Genomic DNA, 24037 nt, shown 5'->3' with positions numbered 1-24037 from the left:
ATGGTTTTCAGGTAAACATTCATCACATAATAACTTTCCGTCTACTCTCGCTCCGTAATTCCTTCTGATTTAAACACTGCTTGCATTCCATCAAATACTTCATCGATTGCTACGCACTATCTTTCCAAATATAGTTGGTCTATTTCTTTCAAAATGATGAATCAGTTCTTCTCCAAAGATGCTTATTGATTGCTCCCAGGGATGCCCTAAGTATCCCCACTTAAAATCTTTATGTAAATAGAAGCTATAGTCACCATCTGGGTAAAACCCTATCCTTCTACTTGCATTGCTATTCTCTAGATGCGGATTATAGAGGTAGCAGTCATGATGCCAATCAAGTGCATAGATAAATTCGTCAGACCCAGTCACCGCTCTCAGGTTCGTAACACACTTCTCCTCAAGATCATCGATATCCTCATCCGTATATTCAGTAATATCAAAAGTAACAAAAGGAATCGGTAAATGAAAGGAAGGCCAATCACTGCTATGGACACTAGGTTTGAAATTGAAATCCTTATAAAATCTTCCCCAAACCAGACGATATTGCACATCCGAAATTGGAATCCAATTGTCCATTTTACATCTCCTCTGGATTTATTATTGATTCATTCCTGTTTGTGAACGGAATGCAGTTTCAAGTTTCCTCTCACCCGACCCTACGCCCAACACACGAATCTCTCTGATTTTTCGAGGCAGTTGACCAAAAAGATCTACACTCCCCCCAAGCAGCTACCACTCCTCCATACATTTATGGAAAACTTTCACTCCAACAGGTATACTGCAAATAAACAGGTAAGGAGTTGGTTCTATTTGATTTTTACGGTTGATCGCCATCAAATTTCCATCCACTACGAACATGCTGAACCTGTTCAGATCGACTGGGACGAAGTATACAGTATCTCTTACTATAAGATCGATTGCATTGAGTACGAAATGGGTTACCTCGTTTTTGACTTGGTTTACGGTGAGTATATCGAGATTAATGATAGTGATCAAGATTGGGAAAAAATCGTAAATGACCTCGAAAAATACTTACCTTCGCAAACAAGCGATTGGAGGCATTCTTTACGTATTTGGTCGATCGACGACGGTATTCTTTATCTTTATGAAAAAGCGTAAAAACGAAGGTGAACTGAATTGAAAATTTCCAATGATTTAGAACGAGTATTATTGCTGAAACCATTTGAATACGATGGGGAAAACGATAATCGCTGGTCCTGGACCTATGATCAAGACCACATTCAGATCAATATATGCCTTGGCCGTATCTTTCTGCAAATCTTCAAGAATGGGACCACACCGTTCCAGATGGATGTAATTACAGTTTACTCCTGATTAGTGATTTTCCACTCATTGACTACGAACAAGACAAATACAATCCGGATTTTGTCATCTCGGTCCTGATTCCCAAATATGTAGCCGTTTTACGTAAAGTCGCTGGAGAAGTTTACTACCACTCTGGTAATCATCATGCGGAATACGTAAAAAAACTGCTCACTCCACCCCTATTGCGACAACTGCGCAGTCGTGCTCAGTCACCCTTAACCTCACTGCTTTCTCTTCAATTCATTCAGTAGTTCAATGATTCGTTGGTTTTGATCGACTTGCGTTACTATGTTTTGATTCAGCTTCCGAATCGCATCGTAGATTGCAAAAAGTCCTGCCAGCAGTAGAATAGCAAACAACAAATCCATGCCGTTTTTACCTCCTTATGATTCATGTTGATATAAAAAAGACCCGCGATCGAATGCGAGTCATTTCTCATGCTGTGTTGTTTCTTCTTGAGCAAATCGAGCTACTTCTAATAGACAGAGATGTACTCTTTTTGCACGTGATCTGCTAACCAAACGAGCTCATTTCCATGGTAAAACTTCACACCATCTTGCCAAGCTTGCCTCGCATCGATTCGCAAAAGTACGGGATGATCGTCTCGTCTTTTCCCAACCTGCTGTGCTGTTTGGACGTCTTCAGACAGATGCACATACTGTCTTCCTTTTGGAACAAGACCGCTAGCCAAAATAGATTCGAGGAATCTTTGCGGCGTGCCATGAAAAAGATACGCAGGCGGTTCTTTTTCTTCCTTTTGAATCTTTTGCGGCACTGAATGTCCGTAGAGAGCGCGAATTTTGCCTTGATTGATCTCATGGCGCTTTTTTTCTGATAACGCAATCATCGTATGTAAATCTTTTTCGGTAACCGCTCGCCACTTGCGCTGTTCATGAAGTGACGAAAGCAATTGCTTGATAGGAACCCATCCTTGTTCGTCTAACTCAAGCTCATATTCATGGGGTGCATGACGAAGCGCATAGGACAATTCTTTACTCAATTTTTGATAATCCATACACTCATCTCCCCTTACAGGTCATAGTCACTTCTTTACGCAAAAAAGTAACTGAGACTCACTATTGCAGCAATAAATAGGTGAACGATGAAATTTCCTGTTAGTCGAACCCAGAGCTTTTGGCTTTTCATCGTCCAAAATCCATAGAGGAGAGCAACGATCAGGTAAGCCAGAACATAAACGAAAAACACAGGACTGCTCTCCTTTTTAGGACATTTCTTTTTTTATGTTAGCAATTAGCTTGTCAGCATTGTTTTCATCATTATCAAACATAACCAGGTCTTGCAAGGCAATCCCTTCCACGGATTGAATTGCTGTGGACATAGAATCGGCCAGCTGCTGCATATCAGCTTTGTCTGCTATTTCAACATCTAGAACCAGTACAAGTTTTTTCTTCATGGTGAAAATCCTCGCTTTACGATAAGTATGGATAGTGCAATCGAGCCATATCATCCCCATTATACATAATAATCCGGTACACATCGATACCGGGTGATCACAGCCTAATCGGGAATCTCTATATATGCGGAAACACTCGATTTTAAAATCTCGATCAGTTCCTCATCCATGTACATGTATTCATCAGGAATGCCCAAGCAAATGATCCTTTTATCCATCAGTTCCAAGCTAAACTTTTCTTGTAACCGCCTTGCATGTTTTTTCTCCATACAAAAAATGAGATCAGCCCAGCCAATAAGACCACTTGTTATTTTGATACGCGCCCCAGTTTCCGTACCTGCTGATCTTACTTCATAGTCATTGATTCCTTGAAAAATCTTTTCTGCCGTCAAGCTCCTCCATTTATTTCTGCTGCAGATGAACAGTAGCTTCATTCTTCCTCCTCATCCAAATCTTCAAACTTCCATTCCTCTGGTACCGGAAAATAAGCGTCATACTCTTTCCTGGCATCCTCGCTCATTTCCTCTAGCCATGGCCAATAATGCATGACATAGTCCTCACCAAAACCCATCCGCCAAAACAAACTATAAGGATGCTCCTCTGGAAACACTATCCATGGCGGCAAATAGAAATGTGGTTGATACCCCTCTAGGCTTTCACGTACTTCCATCCACAATCTTCCTAGTATGTTTGGATCGTTACTCGTACGATCGATTAAGGCTGCATCCCCAGTAGAGAGCAGGATTTCACGAATGACAGGGTGCTGTTCTACTTTTGCTTGTAATGCCTTGCGCATGTTCTCTTTTTCAAGGGTAGTCCCTGAAACTTTCTTGCCTTGCAGATAGTATTCCAAGGTTGTCCATATTTCCCCTTCCAGCTCTACTGGATGACTGGAGAAATTGGAGAAGCAGCCGTACGGTTTGTCTGGTTGATCAAAATGAATTTCGATAGGTTGCTGTATATGTTTTCGGATATGATCCTGCATGAATATTTGTACCTCCTATCTATCGTAACGTTTCCATAATGACTAACTAACAATCCATGCCTTCTGTAGATACTTCCGAAATATCTCATCCAGCTTATCTGTTGGGTCCTCCAGATCATTTGTATATTGGCTTGTCAGTGCAGTTAGACGCTCTATTTGATCCTCAATAAAATGGTGAAGTTCTTCGATTCTTGGCTCAAGGTTCAACTCATCCCCAGCTATTTTTCTTTGGAGCAACTCAGAAATTTTACCTTTTAACGTAGAATCGGTTATCAGCTCTGCAACTAGCTGATCAAATCCAATGGGGGGATTCGTATGATATGTTTCAATCCAGATACATGCGAGAATGGGACGTAACACGTAGAAGTATTTTTTGATTTTGACTTGCTCGCCTTGCAGATAGTCCCGAAAATTACCTTTTGCCATACTAAGATAATGATGCAAGGAAGCCTTTGGCGAAAATACTTCCCCTTGCAACCTTACCAGCTCATCTCGAAAGCCTAATGTATCAACATAAACAATGTCTGACACAAGCCATTCTTGTAGGGGTGGATTCGATTTTCGAAATAGCTTGAGCGCTTTTCGAATATCCCAGCCGTTTATATCTAAGAGGTCATTGATCGGTACTTCCACAACATCCCGTTTGTCGTCAATGGACAAATACCATTCCGGTTTCTTCACATAAACAAAACGTACATCAAAATCGCTATCTTTGGACGGAAATCCCCATGCCCGGCTTCCTGATTCAACAGCGAACAATATTTTCAAGTCATGCACTTGTTCGATTTCTTTTAACTTTTCCAAGATGATCTCTCTCAAGATTCATTCCTCCTCCACAACAAATAACAGTGCTTCCTTTACTTTTGAAAAAAACTCGCTGAACCAATTAAGATTCAGCGAGTTTTCTGTCCTATCTTATTTTACGGTAACTTCAATTTCAACTGTATAGCCTTTGTATTTTGCTGTAATAGTGGCCTTACCTTTCTTTTTCCCTTTTACAGTTCCATTGTCTGATACGGTGGCTACAGAAGACTTGGAGGACTTCCATGTAGCTTTGGAACCGCTGATATCATCGCCATCATATGTGAGCTTGATCTTTTCGGAGTCACCTTTTTTGATTGTAATCGTGTCGTCATCTGCCTCCAACTTGCCTGAGCCAGATCCGTCAACTTTTACCTCAATCTCCACTTTTTCACCTTTATACGTAGCGGTAATCGTTGCCGTTCCTTTTCCTTTTGCAGTAATCGTACCACTGCTGCTGACAGTCGCTACAGAAGTTTTAGAGGATTTCCATGATGCTTTAGAACCACTGATGATGTCGCCATCATATTTCAATACAACGATTTCTCTGTCACCTTTATCCATGGTGAGGCTGGTATCATCAGCTTCCAGCAATGAGGAGGAACCATCAACAGTTACGTCAATGTCTACTTTTTCGCCTCTGTATTCGGCAGTAATCGTTGCCTTACCCTTACCTGTCGCTGTAATAGTACCGCTGCTGCTGACAGTTGCTACGGAAGATCTAGAAGTTTTCCAGGTTGCTTGGGAATTACTGATCACAGCACCATCGTAAGTCAAAATAATGATTTCACGATTTCCTCTCTTCATGGAGAGGTTGGTGTCGTCCGCTACCAGCTTACCTGAAGTATTTGCATCAACTTTTACTTGGATCTCTACCTTGTGACCCTTGTATTCAGCTGTAATGTAAGCAGTTCCTTTACCTCTAGCTGTTACAACCCCGTCACTTACAGTTGCGACAGACGAATTGGATGTTTTCCAAGTTGCTTTGGAACCCGACAATCTTTCATCGTCATATCTTAACTGAACAGTTTCTCTTTGTCCGTCTTTCAAAGAAATACTAGTATCATCCGCTTCCAGTCTACCTGAGGCATCTGTATCGACATAGACGTCAATTTCTACCTCGTCGCCCTTGTATTTGGCAGTAATCGTAGCTGTGCCTTTGGCTCTAGCAGTAACGACCCCATCATCACTGACTCTTGCCACAGAAGTATCCGACGATTTCCAAGTTGCTTTGGAACCAGACAGTTTATCATCGTCATAAGTCAATTTGATTGTTTCTTTATCGCCTTTCTCCATCTTGAGTCGAGAGACGTCTGCTTCCAGTTTCCCATCTGAGTTGCTTTGATCAACATTTACTCGAATTTCTACTGTTTGGCCTCTATATTCCGCAGTAATGATTGTGCTTCCAGAAGATACAGCCTTTACCTCACCATCATCCACAGTAGCAATGGATTTATCCTCAGTACTCCAATCTGCCTTTGATCCAGCTAGAGTCTTATCAGCATATTTCAAACTAATTGTTGATTTCTTACCTTTTTTAATATTGATTTCAGTACGATTTGCTTCCAAAATCTCAGCTTTTGAAACGGTGACTCTGATTGTTACTTTATGTCCATTGTATCTTGCTGTAACAATAGTCGATCCTGCCTTCTTTCCTGTCACGACTCCATTGTTAACAGTAGCGATACTAGAAGTACCTATTTCCCAGTCAACCAGTCCATTATCGATGGAGTTGCCATTATAAGTAAGGCGAATCGTTTGCGTTGAACCTACGGAGATATTCATTGCACTCGAATTGGCTTTTAGGCCAGAAGTGCTTGCTACCACGCTATAAGCTTGTAAAGCTTGTGGTGTTACGACTTGAGCTGAAGCAATACCTGTAACTGAAAACTGAACAGTACAAATAGTTGCAACCGCTAGGGAGACGTTTTTCATTAAGTTGCTTTTGATCTTTTTCATGTTTTTACCTCCAAATTATTTCCTATACTTGTATTGACGTATGAGATGGAAAAATGTCACACCATATCGGCTATTTTTTTGAAAAATATTTGTTTTTCTTTCAAACAATTGTTGATACCCCAGATTTAAAAGCAAAAGAGATACTAGTTATGGGCTTGTCTGTACAAATCGATCCATGTCATCAAAAAAAATGCTTCCCAGCTTTTGAGCCGGAAAGCGGATATTGATGCTTGGAGGAGTTTCATCGCGTCGAGTACAGTACATAGTACGCTGGCTCTGCGACTGATGCTGTAGACGTATCCCCAATATATTCGTGGTCAAGAGCCCGTTTTTCCTAGAACGCACTCTCATAATGCTCAATGACCGGCTTCATGAAGTCTCCACCTTGCGTTGATGTACCGGTGTAAATCGCGATGACATCAAAACGAAAGGCCGGGATTGGCTGTGAGGTTTTTTGCAAATATTCGATGGCAAGCTCACGCAGCTTCTGTTTCTTCTTCCACGTAATGGACTCGCCCGCTGTTCCAAAAAATTGGCTGCTCCTCGTTCGAACCTCAATGAAAACCAAACAATTTCCGTCTAGAGCAATCAAATCCATTTCCCCACGTTTTGTTCGAACATTTCGATCGACAATGCGGAAGCCCTTGTTCACTACATAGCTTTCAGCAAGCTGTTCTCCTCTTTGACCAAGAAGGCGGCGGCGATCGCTCATGATTTGGTTCCTCCGCCTTTATCGATGCGATAGACAAAAGCAAGGATTTCTGCCACAACTTGATACAGCTCCGGAGGAATTTGTTGATCCAAATCCAGCTTGCCCAAAACCTCTACAAGTGATGGGTCCTCTTGTACGGGTATATCATGCTCCTTTGCTGTCTTCAGTATATTGTCAGCCACGTACCCCTTGCCTTTTGCTACAATCTTTGGCGCTTCCATGATACCCGCCTGGTATTTTAGCGCAACTGCCTGTTTGCGTTTTTGTTCTGAAGAGGATGGTGGCTTCATACGCGAAGGTCAACCCCTTTATAGTCAGCCAAGATGGGGCCTTTGGTTTGAATCGGGCTTGTTGACTTGCCGCGCTCGGCCGGGACAGGCTGGACCCGCATAGCCGATAGATGGTAACCGACGTCCTGTAATTGGTCAGCAAAACGATCCTTGGACCCTTGAATGAGTGCTTCCACCCATGGTGTATCGTTAAAAATTTGCAGGTTAACAATTCGATTCACGATACTTACATCAATCATGGTTGTCCCCATGCTTTGGAGTTCCAAATGAAAGAATAGACGGCAGTTCTCCGGATCAAGCTGGCCAGAGCCTTTCTTTTTCGACTCAATTTGGACGAAAGCCGTCTCATCCCCTTCACCTTGGTGAATCGGAATTTGCATCACAATTTGAGACAAAGCTTGGTTAGCGGGCTGTACCATCATCAACTGTTGCCCGGTCACTTGTTGCAGCAGTTGATCTGCAGCTTCACGCAAGGCGGTTGGAATTGCTTGAGCTGGCGCCTGACTGATTTGGAGCAAGAGGGATTTGACTGTATCCATCTGCTTTAATGAATGGGAATCGATCGCCCCTTGTGAAAATGCCTGTCCCATCAATTCTCTCTCGTGGGTTACGCCTAAATGACGAAACAATTCAGCAATCGGGTTAGCAGCTGTGGCTCCATTCACCGCACCAGATGCTTGAGACACCATTTGTGGCATGACTTTTTGTCCCGCGTCTGTCACTACGGTCCTTTGCTCTGCCGTCTGCTTGTTTTGGATCGACTCCTGATTCATCTGTGTTGACTGAGGAATAGGCAAGGGCTCATTTCGAGCAATTTTTGACTCGACTCTTGCACCACTGGTCTGGTTCGACACCAACTGATTACTCTTACCAGTCATGGCGTTTTGCTGCGATTCCACCTGCTTACCGGCGGTGTTTGGTGCAGGTACTGTCTCAGTGGAAACAGATGACGAAACAGCTTGTGATGGCGATGGTATGGTACTGAAAGCCTGTGTTGATGATTGGGGCGATGTCTGCACTTGCGATGAAGGCTGACCGCTCTGCGCAGGCAGAGGCTGAGTCTGGCTTCCTCCAGTCGCGTTTTGCGAAGCACCTTGATTGGGCTGATTCCCTTGTTGCATTTGTTTGACCGCCAGTCCCTCGTCTGTACCATCGTTGCCCTGGATAAGGAAAGAGAGTCCCGTCAACTTTTCTTTTAACTGACTGACAAGCTGTTTGACATCTCCCGTTGCTGCATTAGCTTGTCCGGGTACTTGCTGTGATTGGCTTTGAGGCACCTGCCCTGTCGTCTGGGAAGGCTGGCCCTCTCCCTCTAAAAAGAGCGAGGCTTGCTGCAGCAGGTTTTGTATGAGCTGCCCCATTGGCTTGTCCGATAAAAAAGCCTTGAGCCCTGCGATTGTATCGGGAGACAGTGGCAAATTTCGTTTCATGGCAGTCAGGAATGCCTCGATAGTGGCATTGTCTACGCCTAATCTCCCAGCAACGGCTGAAAAAGCTTGTATGGTTTCCTTATTCACAGGAAGATTGGCACCAAGCAGAGCTTGCACGATTGCTTTGTTCTCTTTTGTATCGGCAATCCCCAGTGAACGCATTAGCCCTTCTAGAGATGCTTCTTTTCCAGCTCCGTCCCCGACGCTTTCCAAAACCTTCAACGTGACGACACCTGTTGATGGCTGGACTTGCAGCCAAGCTTTCTGGCCCGGTTCCAGACTTGCTTCCATTTTAGCCTGAACCTGCATTCCCCCGACTTGTACGAGCGCCATATTGTCCGGGTAATGCTTGATTACCGTGCCTTTAAACACTTGACCGGGAGTAAGCTCAACCGGCTTCGGAGCGGATATGGGTGCTTTTTGCACGAATGATTGAATAAGTTGCGACGGGGAAAACATGCAGATCCTCCTCCTGTAGCTCGTATGTTACTAGCACTTTTTAGGCGTGTTCTTTTACGCCAGTAAATGTCTTCCGATGAATCGGCGTAGGGCCAAATCGAGCGATTGCTGCCAGATGCTCAGGGGTGCCGTAGCCTGCGTGTTTGTCAAAGCCATAGGCTGGATATTGTTCGGCATACTGCGCCATCAATCGATCACGGGTGACCTTCGCTACGATCGATGCGGCTGCAATCGAGACACTCTTGGCATCTCCCCCAATAATCGGAACCTGCTCGCAATCCATTCCGGTTAGCTGCACAGCGTCAATCAGTAATGCATCTGGTGCTTTACCTGCCTGTTGGATCGCCAGCTTCATCGCCTCTTTTGTAGCAGCTAATATATTGATCGCATCAATTCTTGCTGCTTCGACAATTCCGATTCCCACAGCAAGTGCATCTCTTTGAATGATTTCGCAAAAAGCCTCCCGGGTGGATACGGGTATCTTCTTCGAGTCATTCAGGCCTGGCAAGTAAAAATCCTTGGGCAGGCACACGGCACACGCGACAACTGGACCAGCCAATGGACCTCTTCCGACCTCATCAACCCCGAATATGTACTGATGCCCCTTCTCAAACATCGCTTTCTCATAGACGGTCATGTCAGCCCACATCTGTGCGAGCTTTTCTTGACGCGCAATCGCTGCTTCCATCTGCTTCGCCAGAGCCTGTACACCCGCTCTTTTATCTTCTTTCAGCAATTGTAAAAAATCTTTGGGTACCTCGTCCAACTTTTCCATCGTCACTCGTATTTCTTTTATCGACATATCCGCTAGATTCATTGACTCATTTCTCCTTACCGATCCTCATAGTAAAAAACCTGCCTACCGTATATGTCGATAGACAGGTTTTTGATGGCTGGAAAAGCTTATTCTGGAAAAGATACCGGCTTACCAATCGGTTCGTCCATTTCCCAGTCAATCGGGCGCTCGACAGAGATCGTTCCCAGCTTGCCGGAACGCAGCTCACGCAGGAAAATTTCCGCTGCCTTGTCGTAGTCGATATTTCCGCCAGAAACGAGGCATCCACGCTTCTTCCCGATTTCTTCGAGCATTTCTACTCGATCCTCAGGCAATTCTTTTAGCTTGAAGCGTTCGATCAGGCGTTCCGGATAGTAGTGCATCATGTAGCTGATGACAAATAATGCTACCTCCGTAAAATCGATGAGCTCGTCTTTAATTGCCCCACTTGCCGCCAATCGCAGACCTACCATCTGATCTTCAAATTTCGGCCAAAGAATACCAGGCGTATCGAGAAGCTCCAGTGTATCGCCCATTTTCACCCATTGTTGCGCCTTGGTTACTGCCGGACGATCACCTGTTGCCGCTACCGAGCGCTTGGACAATCGGTTAATGAGGGAAGACTTGCCGACATTGGGGATTCCCAAAATCATGATGCGGATGGCACGCCCTTGCATCCCCCGCTCACTGCGCTTTGCCAGCATGTCAGCAGCTAGCTCCTTACACATTTCTGGGAGCTTGCTGACACCTTTTCCACTGAGAGCATCAATCGGCAATGTGCGAATGCCTTGTTTGCGAAAATAAGCAATCCACTCATCTGTTGCCCGTTCATCCGCCAAATCTGCTTTGTTAAGTAATATCAAACGTGGTTTATCACTGACAATCTCGTCAATCATCGGATTACGGCTGGAAAGCGGCAGACGTGCATCGAGAAGCTCAATGACTACATCGATTAATTTCAGCTTTTCCGTTACTTGACGACGTGCTTTAGCCATATGGCCAGGAAACCATTGGATCGTCATGATGTCTCACCTACCTTGAAGCTTTGCGTTATCTAGTCAAGCGAATTCCCGCAACCGGCCAAAATGTAAACTCAGCTCTACCAACAACCGTACTGACGGCAACAGGACCGATGGCTCTGCTGTCATGACTGTTCAGCCTGTTGTCGCCCATCACAAAGATATGGTCTGCTGGTATTTGGACCGGGGGAAAATCGTGGGTAAAGAACGGCTCTCCCTGCTGCTTCGCTTGTTCTTTTATTTGTGTAAGATACGGTTCCTCTACCACTTTGCCATTGACCAGCAGCTGATCGCTTTTGACCTCAACTGTATCACCCTCAACAGCGATGACTCTCTTGATGTAATCCCGTTCCTTTTCAGCATGGAACACGATGATTTCACCAGGCTTCGGACCTTGCAAAAAGTAAATAGCTTTGTTCACAACTAATTTTTCGCTGTTATGTAATGTACTTTCCATGGATTCGCCTTCTACAATAAACGGGGCGAACAAAAAGGTACGAATGAGAAACGCCAAGACTAAAGCGATCCCAAGTGCCTTTATCCATTCCCATAGTTCATTTTTCTTCTTATGACTGGAGGTAATTTCTTCGCTCATGACTTACGATCCTCCCATGAGAACTCGTCCAACCTTAGCTGTAACATATGTCAAGATGAACTATTTTATTTCAAGATCGTTAAATGGAAAAAAGAGGCCTGGCAAGCAGGCCAGTCCTCTTTCTAAGCGTTACGCTTATCGACGAATTTCTTTAATACGAGCTGCTTTACCTACGCGATCGCGCAGATAGTACAGTTTCGCACGACGTACTTTACCATGACGCACGATTTCGATCTTGTCGATCTTAGGCGTGTGTACTGGGAATGTACGCTCAACACCTACGCCGTAAGAAATCTTACGAGCTGTAAATGTTTCGCTGATACCTGTACCGCGACGGCGAATGCATACGCCTTCGAACAGCTGGATACGCTCACGCTGACCCTCGATAACCTTAACGTGTACACGAACAGTGTCACCAGGTCGGAACGCAGGAATGTCCTGTTTCAATTGCGCTTTTTCCAGTTCACGGATAATTTGGTTCATTTGAATTTCCTCCTTCCGATAGACGTTCTTACTCGTCTAACCCATAGGTCCAGCCGCTTAGGCTGCGTTACGAGTAGCGGACCGCCTTAGTCAGCGGGCAAAATTGCCACAAGAAATATATTAACACAGTGGGTACAAAACTACAAGGTTCTTCTCCTATTTGTGCCCTACTTTTTTTCTTGCTCCAATTCAGCCAATAGCTTTTTCATTTCATCTGTCAGCACAAGCTTTTCCAATAAATCTGGACGCCGTGCTTTTGTTCGACGCAACGATTCTTTTAACCGCCAGCTTTCAATATTGGCGTGGTGACCCGACAACAATACGTCTGGCACCTTCCAGCCGCGAAACTCAGCCGGTCTTGTGTAATGAGGGTATTCGAGCAGTCCTGTTGAAAAGGAATCCTCAACAGCTGACGTCTGGTTGCCCAACGCCCCTGGTTGCAAACGAACGACACTGTCAATGACCACCATCGCCGCGAGCTCTCCCCCAGTCAGGACGTAGTCGCCAATCGAGATCTCATCCGTGACGAGATACTCCCGAATTCGCTCGTCGTACCCTTCATAATGACCGCAAATGAAGACAAGGTGCTCTTCTTGCGCTAACTCCTCTGCAAGCTTCTGATGATAAGGCACACCCTGTGGACACATCAGAATCACTCGGGGCTTTTTCTCTCCTGTCAAGGCTTCTACGGCCCGAAACAACGGCTCTGGCTTCAAAACCATTCCACCGCCACCACCATAAGGGGTGTCGTCTACCGTACCGTGCTTGCTCTCAGAGAAATCACGAAAATTGGTGACGTGAAAATCAACCAGTTCTTTTTCGCTTGCCTTTCCCAAAATGCTGCTGGACAAAACACCTGTAAACATCTCGGGAAAGAGCGTAAAAATATCGATCCGCATCAGAAGTTCCTCCTACAGCAAGCCTTCCATCAGATGGCAGACCACACGTTTGTTCGCGATGTCCACTTCCTTAATGCAGTCATCGATATACGGCAGCAAGATTTCTCCGCGTTTTCCCTTCACTACCCATACATCGTTTGCTCCCGGCTGCATGACATCCACGATTTTCCCCAGTTCTTCGCCCTCATCGGTTACGACGACGCAGCCGACCAGCTGATGAATGTAGAACTCATCCTCTTCTAATTCCATCAGCGCTTCCTCTGGAATTTTCAACTCTCCGCCCTTGTACTTTTCGATATCGTTAATATGCTCATAGCCTTGAAAGCTCACAATCTCAAAATTTTTATGCGAGCGACGAGAAGCGATTTTCAATTTGAGCGGCTCACTGAGTGTCGGATGGAACAAGTACAGCTCATTTCCTTTGCGAAAACGCTGATCTGGAAAGTCAGTCGTTGGTGTTACACGTACTTCACCACGCAGGCCATGCGTATTAACCAGTTTGCCTACCCCGTAAAAACTATTTTGGCTCAACGTGTTCATTCCTCCTTTTCTTTGTTCCCATTTTTCGTTTGTAGTCGAATCTCATGCACCAGGCCATCTTTTATCATGATTTCCGTTCCGGACATAATTTCATCCCATACATCGCCCTCTTGAATCGTGACAGGGCTTTGGACAGTCTGGTAATCGATCTCGCTTCCCTCTGGGAGATTTTCTACCTGCTGGAGGGTATATGTCAGGTGATCTATCTTTTCTTTGCGCCGACGCTCTTCCTGCGCGATTTTTTCCTGCGCCAACGCATATGTATCCGCAGACTTTTTCTTCGCCTCGGTTAATAGCTTTTTCGATTGAAACTGCCACTGCTCCCACTCTTTACGCTGCAAACGAAGTCGTTGGCTATACTGATCAATGAGAGCAGCCCGTGATGCTTCCGTAATGATCAGTTTAACCTGTACCGTCCGAAATATAGTAAGCACCTTCGCCACTCCTTTCGGAAAAACCATCATGGTTGATGAGCATCCTGGATACTAGAAAAAAGACTGGGAAAGCTCCCAGCCTTTTCTCATACAATTTCAACCGTGACACGCTTGTCCGTTTCCACGGATGCGGCGATCACGACCGTGCGCAGGGCTTTCGCGATTCGACCTTGCTTGCCAATAATCTTCCCCATATCATCAGGGTGTACCGACAATTCAAAGACGAGAGTTCGCTCTTTGTCCACTGCGTTAACACGAACCTCATTCGGATGATCGACGAGAGCTTTAGCGATCGTTTCGACCAGCGCTTTCATCATCAAACCTCCAGATGACCGACTTATTTGCCGTATTTGGTTTCGTGTACTTTTGCGAGTACGCCTTCTTTGGAGAGAAGGTTACGAACGGTGTCAGTTGGAGCTGCACCATTCAGGATCCATTGTACCGCTTTGTCGGTATCAATTTTCACCACTGCCGGTTGAGCAACCGGATTGTAGTAACCGATTTCTTCAATGAAACGGCCATCGCGTGGGGAACGGGAGTCAGCTACTACTACACGGTAGAAAGGAGCTTTCTTGGAACCCATACGCTTCAGACGGATTTTTACTGCCATGTTGTGTCACCTCCTGTATTAATCAACGCTAGAAGAGCATCTGCGTTGGTGCTACTATATCTGAACCATCGCGGCCAGCTGACAAGTCAGTGTCGCGAAGAGATCATGCCTACTTACTTGAACGGTGGCTTGAAGTTAAAAGGGAAGTTCATCCCGCCCTGGTTGTTGCCTCCGCCTTTTCCCATGAAAGGTAATCCGAAGCCTTTTTTCTTCGACTTCTTGACCATCTTGTCAGCAGCGCCTGAGAATTGCTTCATCATCTTTTTCATTTCCTCGAACTGCTTGAGGAAGCGATTGACTTCTTGAATACTCGTTCCGCTTCCGCTTGCGATGCGCTTGCGACGGCTGGCATTCAATAAATCAGGATTCGCGCGCTCTTGTTTGGTCATGGATTTGGCGATCGCTTCAACGCGGGCAATCTGCTTCTCATCCACGTTCATTTTGCCCTTCATCTTGTTCATTCCTGGCAGCATGCCGAGAATGTCTTCAAAAGGACCCAGGTTGCGAAGCTGCTGCATGGAATCCAGGAACATGTCGAAGGTAAACTCACCTTGACGCATTTGGCGTTCCATATCGCGTGCTTTGTCTTCATCCACGGATGCCTGTGCTTTTTCAATCAGGCTGAGTACGTCACCCATACCCAAAATACGGGAAGCCATACGATCCGGATGGAACGGCTCGAGCGCATCCAGCTTTTCACCCATCGCCGCGAATTTGATCGGCTTGCCAGTGACAGCTTTGACGGACAGTGCCGCACCGCCTCGGGTATCACCGTCGAGCTTCGTGAGAACCACACCAGTCAGTTCGAGCTGGCTGTTAAAGCTCTCTGCTACATTGACGGCATCCTGACCTGTCATCGCGTCCACGACGAGCAATATCTCATCGGGCTTGGTTACTTCGCGAATTTGCTTCAACTCATCCATCAGCGCTTCGTCAATATGCAGGCGACCTGCGGTATCGATAAGGACTACGTCGAGATGATTCGTCTTCGCGTGTTCAATCGCTTGGCGAGCGATATCGACAGGACTGACTTGATCACCGAGAGTGAAGACGGGAACATTCAATTGATCCCCTAAAACCTGAAGCTGCTTGATCGCAGCAGGACGGTAAATGTCTCCCGCTACCAGAAGCGGCTTGCGGTTTTGCTTTTGCAAGTACTTGGCCAGCTTACCAGTTGTGGTCGTTTTACCTGCCCCTTGCAGACCTGCCATCATGATGACGGTCGGCGGGCGGTGCGCCATCGTGAGCTGAGCGACGTTGCCACCCATCAGAGCGACCAGCTCTTCGTTCACGATCTTGATCACCATTTGACCAGGCGTCAGGCTTTTCATGACTTCCTGACCGACTGCGCGCTCCTTGACTCGAGCAACGAAGTCTTTTACCACTTTAAAGTTAACGTCTGCTTCCAGCAGGGCCAGACGAACCTCACGCATCGCTTCATTCACGATGGTCTCGTCTATTTTCCCTCTGCCGCGCAGTTTGTCAAACGCGTTTTGCAGCCGATTGGCTAAGCTCTCAAACGCCATGCGAGCCCTCCTAATCCATCTCTGACAGTTGGTGGAGCAAAGTGTTCAGCTCGTCTCTTGTCTCGCTCTCCGAAAGCTCATTTACAAGTTCGGTCATGCGATTCAACACGTCCATGCGCTTTTCATGACGCTCAGCGAGGCGAAGCTTCTGATCGTATTCAAACAGTTGCTTCTCTGCCCGCTTAATATGATCATAGACAGCTTGGCGGCTGACCTCATGCATCTCGGCAATTTCTCCGAGCGATAAATCGTCCAGATAATACAGCTCAAGATATTCTCGCTGCTTGCCCTTGAGTAGCGGCGCGTAAAAGTCAAACAAGAGATTAACTTGATTGGTCTTTTCTAACATGAAACCAATCCTTTGCTATGAGGTACTCGTTTCAAACTGTAAAGACTTTTTCTTTACAGCACGTAGATTATAGTACCTAATTCCACACCTAGTGTCAAGCTTTTTTATTGACATCATTTTTATATCCTCGAAACACTATGTTTTACGCGTTTTCCTGCTGTTCTGTTTCATCTTTTTGGATCAATCCAGCAAACAGCGCATGAACAAATTGCTCGGGATCAAACTGCTGCAAGTCATCCATTCTTTCACCCAAGCCGACGTATTTCACCGGAATGTTCAGCTCGTTGCGAATCGCAATGACGATACCGCCCTTTGCTGTACCATCCAGCTTGGTCAGGACCAAACCTGTTACACCAGCAGACTGTCCAAACGTTTTCGCTTGTGAAAGCGCATTTTGCCCAGTCGTAGCGTCCAAAACTAGCAAGACCTCGTGCGGAGCTCCTGGCAATTCGCGCTGCAATACGCGGTGAACCTTCGCCAGCTCTTCCATGAGATTGACTTTGTTTTGCAAACGGCCTGCCGTATCGCACAACAGCACATCGACCTGTCGGGATTTCGCTGCCTGAATCGCATCGTAGATCACTGCAGCTGGATCAGAGCCTTGCTGCTGCTTGATTACGTCAACTCCTACACGCTCTCCCCAGACCTCCAGCTGTTCAATCGCTGCTGCACGGAATGTGTCACCTGCTGCCAGCAGCACTTTTTTATTTTGCTGCTTGAACATATGCGCCATTTTACCGATCGTAGTCGTTTTCCCTACTCCGTTAACCCCTACGAACAAAATGACGTTCAGACGACCGTCCTCTACATTCAGAGTCGTATCAGCAGCATCATCATTTTTCAAAAGGGCAACCAGTTTTTCTGAGAGAATGGGCTGCAGGTCGATCGCATTCTCGATTTTTTGCTTGCGCACCTCTGTCCGCAAGTCGTCAATGAGCTCCATCACGGTATTGACGCCCACATCGGACGTAATCAAAATTTCCTCTAATTCATCGAAAAAGTCATCGTCGATCTTTTTGTAGCGACGTACCAGATCCTCTACTTTTTCTACTAGCAGGTCTCTCGTCTTAGCCAAGCCATCCGTAAACTTCTGGGTGACCTCTTCGGACTTTTGGACAATAGCATCACGAAGGCGCTTGAAAAAACTCATGTTCATCTTCCTTTGCGGGTAGTATCAATTGAATGGCAAATCCGATTAAGAGGCAGATTCGATAAACTTGTCACTGTCCTCCAGCTTCACGGAGACGAGTTTGGACACGCCGCCCTCCTGCATCGTGATACCGTATAGCACATCTGCGCTCTCCATTGTGCCTTTTCTGTGTGTGACGCAAATGAACTGTGTCTGGTTGCTGAAATGGTGCATGTACTCGGCGAAACGGTTAACGTTTGCCTCATCCAAAGCGGCTTCTACCTCATCCAATACACAGAATGGCACTGGCTTCACACGCAGGATGGCAAAAAGCAGGGCCATTGCAGTCAAAGCACGTTCGCCCCCGGACAAGAGCGCAAGATTTTGCAGCTTCTTGCCAGGTGGCTGCGCCACGATATCGATGCCCGTCTCAAGCAGGTTGTCTGGGTTGGAGAGTACGAGATCTGCGCGTCCTCCCCCAAACAGTTGGACAAACACGTCGCGGAACTGCTCCGAGATCGCATCAAATGTTTCTTTGAAGCGGCGCGACATCTCTGCGTCCATTTCTTGGATCACTTGATAGAGCATGTCTTTTGCTTCATTCAAATCAGCTTCCTGCGAGCTTAAGAACTGCTGACGCTCAGACAAGCGCTCATATTCCTCAATCGCGCCAAGATTCACAGTGCCAAGTGCCCCAATTTGCTTTTTGAGACGATTGACCACTTGTGTCTCTTCCTGAATCTCGCCACGTGCCGGATATTTTTGCTTCGCCAGGTCGTAGCTCATTTCGTATTCTTCGGAGAGTTTATTCAACAAATGATCGAGCTCTACCTCGTTGCGGTTGACTTTTACTTCTTCCTGATGAAGCTTTTCCTCGAGTGATTTGACCTCGCGGCGGATTTCCTTCACCTGCTGTTCCACTTGCTCCTGTTTGTAAAAGAGAGTCGCCCGCTCACTTCGCCGCTCTTGAATCAAGCCAGCTACACGGTCTTTATCCTGACGCAATTCGCTAATGCGCTGATCCAGCTCAAGCCCGGATGATTCGTTCGTACGCTCCAGCTCATCAAGAGATGCCAAGTTCGCGTTTTGTTCTTCCCATTCGCGCTGCAATTGGCTCTTTTGCTCCAGCAAGCGTTCGGTTTGCTCCAAGCGAGATTGATACTCTTGCTTGACCTGGGCATTCAGTACTTTGAGACTTGTTATTTTTTGATTCATTTCTTCTTTGGATTCGAGCTGCTCTTGGCGTTTCGCCTCTGCTTCTGCAATACGCTCACCTAGCTCTTTTTCCTCTTGTTCCATGGCGGTCAAAGAGGCTTGCAGCTGCTCTTGCTTGCGTTTTGCTTCTTCCATCTCGCGGCGATAGCCTTCAATATCTTGTTCAACAAGCTTTGCCCGCTCGCCCAAGGATCTGCCTTCCGATTCTTTTTGCTGCAAGAGCCCTTTTACTTCCTGTTCTTTCAGTCGCAGACTCTCGCCTTCTGTGCGCAGAGCTTCTTGCTCGTGCTGCATTTGCGCCATTTCCTTCGTCAACTGCTCCATAAGGGTAGTATGCCCAGAAATTGCCTGGTCGATTTCTACCAGCTGCGCTTCCAGCTCTTCTGATTGACGGTTGCGTCCAAGCAGGTTCGTGCTGTTCTTTTTCAAGGCCCCCCCTGTCATGGAACCACCAGCATTCACGATATCGCCTTCCAGCGTCACGACACGATAGCGGTAGCCAAGCGTACGGGCCACACGGTTTGCCTGCTCCAGCTTTTCCGTAATAATGACGTTGCCCAGAAGACTTTCGAGGATGGGTCGGTATGCTTCCTCAAAGGTCACGAGCTCACTCGCGATTCCGACGACTCCACTCTCCGCCTCCAGCAGGCGCTTATCACTTGCCTGCAAGGTGCGAGGACGGATGACATCAAGCGGTAGAAAAGTCGCCCTACCTGCATTGTGCTGCTTCAAGTGAGCAATGGCTGCGCGACCGGATGCTTCGTTGTCCACGACGACGTTTTGCAATGCGCCACCCAATGCGACCTCCATCGCTGTCTCGTATTGCTGTGGCACGACAACGAGCTCAGCGACCGCTCCATGGATTCCTTTGAAGCCACGCTCGCGTGCTTTCAAAATTTCTTTTACCCCTTGCTGAAACCCTGCGAACTCCGACTGCATTTCTTTTAACAGGTCAAAACGCGACTTCGCTGCTTCCCGCTTTTGTTCCCAGTGGCGCAGCTCTCGACGGGCTGTTTCTAGGCGGGCTTGTCCTTCGCGCATGCCCTCGACCAGCTCTTTGTATCTGACGCCGGTTTCTTGAATGGTAGAAACGATCTTCTCCAGCTGATCTTGGAGCTGGCTCAGCTGAGCTAGTCGCTGCTCTTCTTCTTCATCGAGCTGTTTTTTTCCAGACAATTGACGTTCAACTCTGGCCTCGCTTGTCTTGAGAAGCTGCTCTTGATGGCGATTTTCGTTGCGCAGATTCGCCATTTCGTTGAGCTTTTCGAAGTAATCACTCTTCAAACGCTCTACGTCATCTGTCAGTGATTGCACCATGGAAAAAAACTGACCTTCTGCTTCTTGCAGCGAAGCGTGGGCTTCGGTCATTCGGCGATCCGCTTCCTTGGCCCGTTCTTGTTCTTCTGCCAGTTCTGCCTCAAGCCCGTGCTGCTTCTCGGTAATCCGATGCATCTGCTCCATCGTCTGCTGACGATTGGCATTGAGATTGCGCATACGCTCCCGCAATACCTCACGTTGTCCTTCGACTTTCTCGGTCTCTTCACTGACTGTCAAAAGTACTTGTTGCAGTTCTTCGATAGATTGGTCAATTTGGGTGACATGAAAACGCGCCTGCTCCAAATCAGCTTCTTGCTTGGATGCTTCGGTCGTTTGTCCGATTAACAGGTGCTTGAGTTCCTCTACGCGTCCTGTGGCTGCTTCCCACTTCGTATGAGCTGCTTCAATTTGCTGCACATAAAGGGCTACTTCATGCTCAACCAGTTGGCGATGAAGCTCCTTGTACGTCTTGGCCGTTTCTGCCTGCTCCTGCAAAGGTCCGATCTGCTCCGTAATCTCACTGACGATATCGTGAATACGCACCAGATTTTGCTCGGTGTCATCAAGCTTTTTCTCAGCCTCGCGCTTGCGTGTTTTGTATTTGACGATTCCGGCTGCTTCTTCAAATATTCCACGGCGATCCTCTGACTTGGTACTGAGAATTTCCTCAATTTTACCTTGACCGATAATGGAATACGCTTCTTTACCCAGCCCGGTATCCATGAACAGCTCCATGATGTCTTTTAGACGGCAGGATCTGTTGTTTATGTAGTACTCACTGTCACCAGAACGATACACTCTGCGGGTAACGGATACCTCCGAATATTCCACATCGAGCGAACGATCTGTATTGTCCAAGGTGAGTGTCACTTCTGCGAAATTCACTGGCTTGCGCTTGTCACTGCCGGCAAAAATAATGTCTTCCATTTTCGCTCCACGCAACGACTTCGCGCTCTGTTCCCCCAGCACCCAGCGGATCGAATCAGAAACGTTACTTTTCCCACTTCCATTCGGTCCCACTACGGCTGTTACCCCTGGTACAAATTCCAATTCCGTGCGATCGGCAAAGGATTTGAATCCAGCCAGCTCCAGGCGTTTCAAATACATACGTACGGTCCTCCTTAAGAAACCATCCAAGACTGCCTGCCAAATTGACAGATTGAAAACATGCAAGGATCGGATGGTACCCGAAAAGAAGCCCCTGCATCGAACAGGAGCTACCTACTACGAGCCTACTTGGTCATCTGTAGGTAAGTGTATCATAGATAGCGGTCATCTCGCAGTATTTTCCCTATGTTTCCCACCCGTAAGAAAAAGCTGCACCATCTTGTAGCAGATGATGCAGCCCTTCTCGCTGACGAGTGATTATTTATCCCCCAGCTTGACCAATGCTCGTGCAGCAGCTTGCTGTTCCGCTTCTTTTTTGGAGCGGCCAGAGCCGATGCCAAGCGAACGATTGTTCAAAAGCACCTCAGATACGAATTCTCGATTATGAGCTGGTCCTTTTTCTTCTACAATTCGGTAATGGATGTCTCCCAGATTGTCTTGTTGAACAAATTCCTGCAACTGGCTCTTGAAGTCGGTTACCTGGGCAAACTCTCCCTTGTCGATGCGCGGGTACACGTATTTTTCCATAAAGGAAAAAACTGCGTCCAACCCCTGATCTAAGTAAAGCGCACCTACAAACGCCTCAAAAACGTCCGCTAGCAAGGCTGGTCGCTGACGTCCACCTGTCAGCTCTTCCCCTTTTCCCAGCAATACGAGATCGCCAAAATTCAACAGTTCAGCAAACTTGACGAGAGAAGGTTCACAGACAATGGCTGCACGCAGCTTCGTCATTTCCCCTTCACTCATCTTCGGAAAAGTTTTATACAAAAACTGGGAGACCGTCAACTCCAACACAGCATCCCCCAAAAACTCTAGCCGCTCATTGTCTGATATTCGTTTGCCGCGTTGCTCGTTCACGTAGGAAGAATGGGTGAATGCCTGCCGCAAAACACTTTCATCGCGAAAGCGAAAGCCTATCATTTCTTGCAGCTGTGCAAAATTCATCACCCTCACCACCATTCCAGGAGACTGCCTACTTTTTCTATCAGTAGGGCTCATTTATGCTTCGTATCGCTTCAAGACTATCGATGCATTGTGACCGCCGAATCCAAATGTATTGGAAACAGCCACATTGACGGTCGCCTTGCGCGCATGGTTCGGAACATAGTCCAGATCACATTCTGGATCCGGGTTTTCCAAGTTGATTGTTGGAGGCAGTATTTGATCACGCAGCGCATATGCCGTCGCGATTGCCTCGACACCGCCAGTAGCACCCAGCAAATGGCCTGTCATCGATTTGGTCGAGCTGACAGCCAGTTTGTATGCGTGCTCGCCAAACACACTCTTGATCGCTTGTGTTTCTGCGATGTCTCCTTGGTCAGTAGAAGTACCATGTGCATTAATGTATTGGACTTCCGTTGGGTCAACGCCAGCGTCTTTCAGTGCGCTTGCCATGCAACGCGCTGCCCCTTCGCCACCGGGAGATGGAGAAGTAATGTGATGAGCATCTGCACTCATTCCGTAGCCAATGACTTCCGCGATGATGTTTGCTCCACGTTTTTTCGCATGCTCAAGCTCTTCCAGAATCAGAACACCAGCACCTTCGCCCATTACGAAGCCATCGCGATCTTGGTCAAACGGACGGCTTGCTTTTTGCGGCTCATCGTTTCTGGTGGACATCGCTTTTGCTGAGCAAAAGCCTGCAAATCCCATTGGACGCACCGTTGCTTCTGCTCCACCTGCGATCATGACATCAGCGTGATCGAACTGGATCAGACGCAGTGCATCACCGATTGCATTTGTACCTGTCGCACAAGCGGTAATCGCGCTGGAAGTTGGTCCTTTTGCACCGTATTGAATGGATACTGCACCAGACGCCATGTTCGCAATCAGCATCGGAATGAAGAACGGACTCACGCGACGCGGTCCTTTTTCCAACAAGACGGAATGCTGTTCTTCCCATGTAGTCAGACCACCGATTCCGGACCCGATGTATACACCCACTCGTTCCGCATTTTCTGGCGTGATCTCCAGTTTTGCATCTTCTACAGCCATTTTGGCGGCAGCTAATCCAAACTGAACGAATCGGTCTGTACGTCGGATATCTTTCTTGTCCATATACTGTTCAGGATCGAAGTTTTTCACTTCGCCTGCAATTTGTGTTGGATAATCAGAAGCGTCAAAGGCAGCCACACGGTCAATGCCTGATTTTCCTTCCAGCAAGCTGTTCCAAAAAGTCTGCGCGTCATTCCCTACTGGAGAAACGACACCAACGCCAGTAATCACCACTCTGCGTTTCATTGCAATCACCTCTATATGAAAGTCAGCAGTCAGCTTCTTACATTCACTGCATGCAAAACGTGTATTTGTTTGGATAATGTACAGGTGGCTATTGAAGGAGAAGTCCCGTATGGTACGGGACTTCCAACAGATCAACTACTTGTGAGATTCTATGTATTTAACAACCTCACCAACAGAAGTGATCTTTTCAGCATCTTCGTCGGAAATCTCTAAATCAAACTCATCTTCGAGTTCCATTACGAGTTCAACCACATCCAGGGAGTCAGCGCCCAGGTCTTCTTTGAAAGAAGCTTCCAAAGTAATTTTGGACTCATCTACACCCAGACGATCGACGATAATTTTCTTTACACGCTCCAAAGTATCTGCCATCTTGCTTCACCCCCTCTCCCGTATTATAGTGGATGAGCTTTCAAAAAACCAGT

The 24037-nt window shown here is 46.8% G+C and carries 29 protein-coding genes; 2 read left to right on the top strand and 27 right to left on the bottom strand.

The features are described 5' to 3' along the window. Positions 1–99 precede the first annotated feature (99 nt). Complete coding sequence (locus tag EL268_RS12075) at positions 100–576, bottom strand: DUF2716 domain-containing protein (RefSeq protein WP_106653421.1); 477 nt, start codon at positions 574–576, stop codon at positions 100–102. 234 nt (positions 577–810) lie between these two features. Between EL268_RS12075 and EL268_RS12070 the strand changes: the two genes are divergently transcribed. Then, positions 811–1119 carry a hypothetical protein gene (locus tag EL268_RS12070; protein WP_106653420.1) on the top strand — a complete coding sequence of 103 codons (309 nt, stop codon included), beginning with the start codon at positions 811–813 and terminating at the stop codon, positions 1117–1119. Positions 1120–1547: 428 nt separating this feature from the next. On the opposite strand, the gene EL268_RS32770 is transcribed toward EL268_RS12070, so the two are convergent. The 7 genes from EL268_RS32770 to EL268_RS12040 all read right to left on the bottom strand — a co-directional run bounded on the left by EL268_RS32770 (position 1548) and on the right by EL268_RS12040 (position 6485). Next, the gene (locus tag EL268_RS32770; protein WP_164724464.1) at positions 1548–1694 is read right to left on the bottom strand and encodes a hypothetical protein; all 147 of its coding nucleotides are present in this window, start codon (positions 1692–1694) and stop codon (positions 1548–1550) included. A gap of 107 nt (positions 1695–1801) precedes the next feature. Beyond that, positions 1802–2341, bottom strand: a complete 540-nt coding sequence (locus tag EL268_RS12065) for an RNA 2'-phosphotransferase (RefSeq protein WP_106653418.1) — start codon at positions 2339–2341, stop codon at positions 1802–1804. Positions 2342–2548: 207 nt separating this feature from the next. Further along, positions 2549–2740: a hypothetical protein gene (locus EL268_RS12060; protein WP_017249355.1), complete on the bottom strand. Its 192-nt coding sequence runs from the start codon at positions 2738–2740 to the stop codon at positions 2549–2551. A 104-nt stretch (positions 2741–2844) separates the two neighbouring features. Next, a complete protein-coding gene (locus tag EL268_RS12055) occupies positions 2845–3174 on the bottom strand; it encodes a low molecular weight protein tyrosine phosphatase family protein (protein ID WP_106653417.1) in 330 nt (109 codons plus the stop codon). Continuing rightward, positions 3171–3725, bottom strand: coding sequence for an NADAR family protein (locus EL268_RS12050; RefSeq protein ID WP_106653416.1), 555 nt, complete (start codon positions 3723–3725; stop codon positions 3171–3173). Before EL268_RS12050 ends, EL268_RS12055 begins: the two co-directional genes overlap by 4 nt. A 42-nt stretch (positions 3726–3767) precedes the next feature. Next, a complete protein-coding gene (locus EL268_RS12045; protein WP_106653415.1) occupies positions 3768–4544 on the bottom strand; it encodes a nucleotidyltransferase domain-containing protein in 777 nt (258 codons plus the stop codon). A gap of 96 nt (positions 4545–4640) precedes the next feature. Beyond that, positions 4641–6485: an Ig-like domain-containing protein gene (locus EL268_RS12040; protein ID WP_106653414.1), complete on the bottom strand. Its 1845-nt coding sequence runs from the start codon at positions 6483–6485 to the stop codon at positions 4641–4643. Between the two features lie 53 nt (positions 6486–6538). On the opposite strand from EL268_RS12040, the gene EL268_RS32765 reads away from it, so the two are divergent. Beyond that, positions 6539–6712, top strand: coding sequence for a hypothetical protein (locus tag EL268_RS32765; RefSeq protein WP_164724463.1), 174 nt, complete (start codon positions 6539–6541; stop codon positions 6710–6712). 107 nt (positions 6713–6819) lie between these two features. On the opposite strand, the gene EL268_RS12035 is transcribed toward EL268_RS32765, so the two are convergent. The 19 genes from EL268_RS12035 to acpP form a co-directional block, all read right to left on the bottom strand. Further along, entirely contained in the window at positions 6820–7197 is a 378-nt protein-coding gene (locus EL268_RS12035) for a YraN family protein (RefSeq protein WP_106653413.1), read from the bottom strand. After that, the gene (locus EL268_RS12030; RefSeq protein ID WP_106653412.1) at positions 7194–7487 is read right to left on the bottom strand and encodes an EscU/YscU/HrcU family type III secretion system export apparatus switch protein; all 294 of its coding nucleotides are present in this window, start codon (positions 7485–7487) and stop codon (positions 7194–7196) included. Before EL268_RS12030 ends, EL268_RS12035 begins: the two co-directional genes overlap by 4 nt. Continuing rightward, entirely contained in the window at positions 7484–9376 is a 1893-nt protein-coding gene (locus tag EL268_RS12025) for a hypothetical protein (RefSeq protein WP_106653411.1), read from the bottom strand. Before EL268_RS12025 ends, EL268_RS12030 begins: the two co-directional genes overlap by 4 nt. 40 nt (positions 9377–9416) lie before the next feature. Beyond that, positions 9417–10193, bottom strand: coding sequence for a ribonuclease HII (locus EL268_RS12020; RefSeq protein WP_106653410.1), 777 nt, complete (start codon positions 10191–10193; stop codon positions 9417–9419). An 86-nt stretch (positions 10194–10279) separates the two neighbouring features. Beyond that, on the bottom strand, positions 10280–11173 hold the full coding sequence (gene ylqF, locus EL268_RS12015; protein ID WP_007719698.1) for a ribosome biogenesis GTPase YlqF: 894 nt from the start codon (positions 11171–11173) through the stop codon (positions 10280–10282). 28 nt (positions 11174–11201) lie between these two features. Continuing rightward, positions 11202–11765, bottom strand: a complete 564-nt coding sequence (gene lepB, locus EL268_RS12010) for a signal peptidase I (protein ID WP_106653409.1) — start codon at positions 11763–11765, stop codon at positions 11202–11204. Between the two features lie 135 nt (positions 11766–11900). Beyond that, a complete protein-coding gene (gene rplS / locus EL268_RS12005) occupies positions 11901–12248 on the bottom strand; it encodes a 50S ribosomal protein L19 (RefSeq protein ID WP_015891886.1) in 348 nt (115 codons plus the stop codon). A 167-nt stretch (positions 12249–12415) separates the two neighbouring features. Then, the gene (gene trmD / locus EL268_RS12000; protein WP_106653408.1) at positions 12416–13147 is read right to left on the bottom strand and encodes a tRNA (guanosine(37)-N1)-methyltransferase TrmD; all 732 of its coding nucleotides are present in this window, start codon (positions 13145–13147) and stop codon (positions 12416–12418) included. A 12-nt stretch (positions 13148–13159) separates the two neighbouring features. Then, entirely contained in the window at positions 13160–13687 is a 528-nt protein-coding gene (rimM, locus tag EL268_RS11995) for a ribosome maturation factor RimM (protein ID WP_106653407.1), read from the bottom strand. Next, the gene (locus EL268_RS11990; RefSeq protein WP_232030393.1) at positions 13684–14151 is read right to left on the bottom strand and encodes a YlqD family protein; all 468 of its coding nucleotides are present in this window, start codon (positions 14149–14151) and stop codon (positions 13684–13686) included. The genes rimM and EL268_RS11990 overlap by 4 nt, the downstream gene beginning before the upstream one ends. A gap of 56 nt (positions 14152–14207) precedes the next feature. Next, positions 14208–14435: a KH domain-containing protein gene (locus tag EL268_RS11985; RefSeq protein WP_007719711.1), complete on the bottom strand. Its 228-nt coding sequence runs from the start codon at positions 14433–14435 to the stop codon at positions 14208–14210. A 23-nt stretch (positions 14436–14458) separates the two neighbouring features. Beyond that, the gene (rpsP, locus tag EL268_RS11980; protein WP_047067992.1) at positions 14459–14731 is read right to left on the bottom strand and encodes a 30S ribosomal protein S16; all 273 of its coding nucleotides are present in this window, start codon (positions 14729–14731) and stop codon (positions 14459–14461) included. Positions 14732–14844: 113 nt separating this feature from the next. Beyond that, entirely contained in the window at positions 14845–16257 is a 1413-nt protein-coding gene (gene ffh / locus EL268_RS11975; protein ID WP_047067995.1) for a signal recognition particle protein, read from the bottom strand. 10 nt (positions 16258–16267) lie between these two features. After that, positions 16268–16606 (bottom strand): putative DNA-binding protein, encoded by a 339-nt coding sequence (locus tag EL268_RS11970; protein ID WP_106653406.1) that lies wholly within the window; start codon positions 16604–16606, stop codon positions 16268–16270. Positions 16607–16748: 142 nt separating this feature from the next. Then, positions 16749–17756 carry a signal recognition particle-docking protein FtsY gene (ftsY, locus tag EL268_RS11965; RefSeq protein WP_106653405.1) on the bottom strand — a complete coding sequence of 336 codons (1008 nt, stop codon included), beginning with the start codon at positions 17754–17756 and terminating at the stop codon, positions 16749–16751. A 45-nt stretch (positions 17757–17801) separates the two neighbouring features. Next, positions 17802–21374, bottom strand: coding sequence for a chromosome segregation protein SMC (gene smc, locus EL268_RS11960; protein ID WP_106653404.1), 3573 nt, complete (start codon positions 21372–21374; stop codon positions 17802–17804). A 258-nt stretch (positions 21375–21632) separates the two neighbouring features. Then, positions 21633–22319 (bottom strand): ribonuclease III, encoded by a 687-nt coding sequence (rnc, locus tag EL268_RS11955; protein ID WP_232030391.1) that lies wholly within the window; start codon positions 22317–22319, stop codon positions 21633–21635. Between the two features lie 54 nt (positions 22320–22373). Beyond that, entirely contained in the window at positions 22374–23615 is a 1242-nt protein-coding gene (gene fabF, locus EL268_RS11950; RefSeq protein ID WP_106653403.1) for a beta-ketoacyl-ACP synthase II, read from the bottom strand. A gap of 135 nt (positions 23616–23750) precedes the next feature. Beyond that, entirely contained in the window at positions 23751–23984 is a 234-nt protein-coding gene (gene acpP, locus EL268_RS11945) for an acyl carrier protein (RefSeq protein ID WP_005834336.1), read from the bottom strand. Between the last annotated feature and the right edge of the window lie 53 nt (positions 23985–24037).

Source organism: Brevibacillus brevis (assembly GCF_900637055.1).
GTDB classification, from domain to species: Bacteria; Bacillota; Bacilli; order Brevibacillales; family Brevibacillaceae; genus Brevibacillus; species Brevibacillus brevis.
Note: the sequence above shows the minus strand (reverse complement) of the source record. Positions and strands in the feature narration are given on the sequence as shown.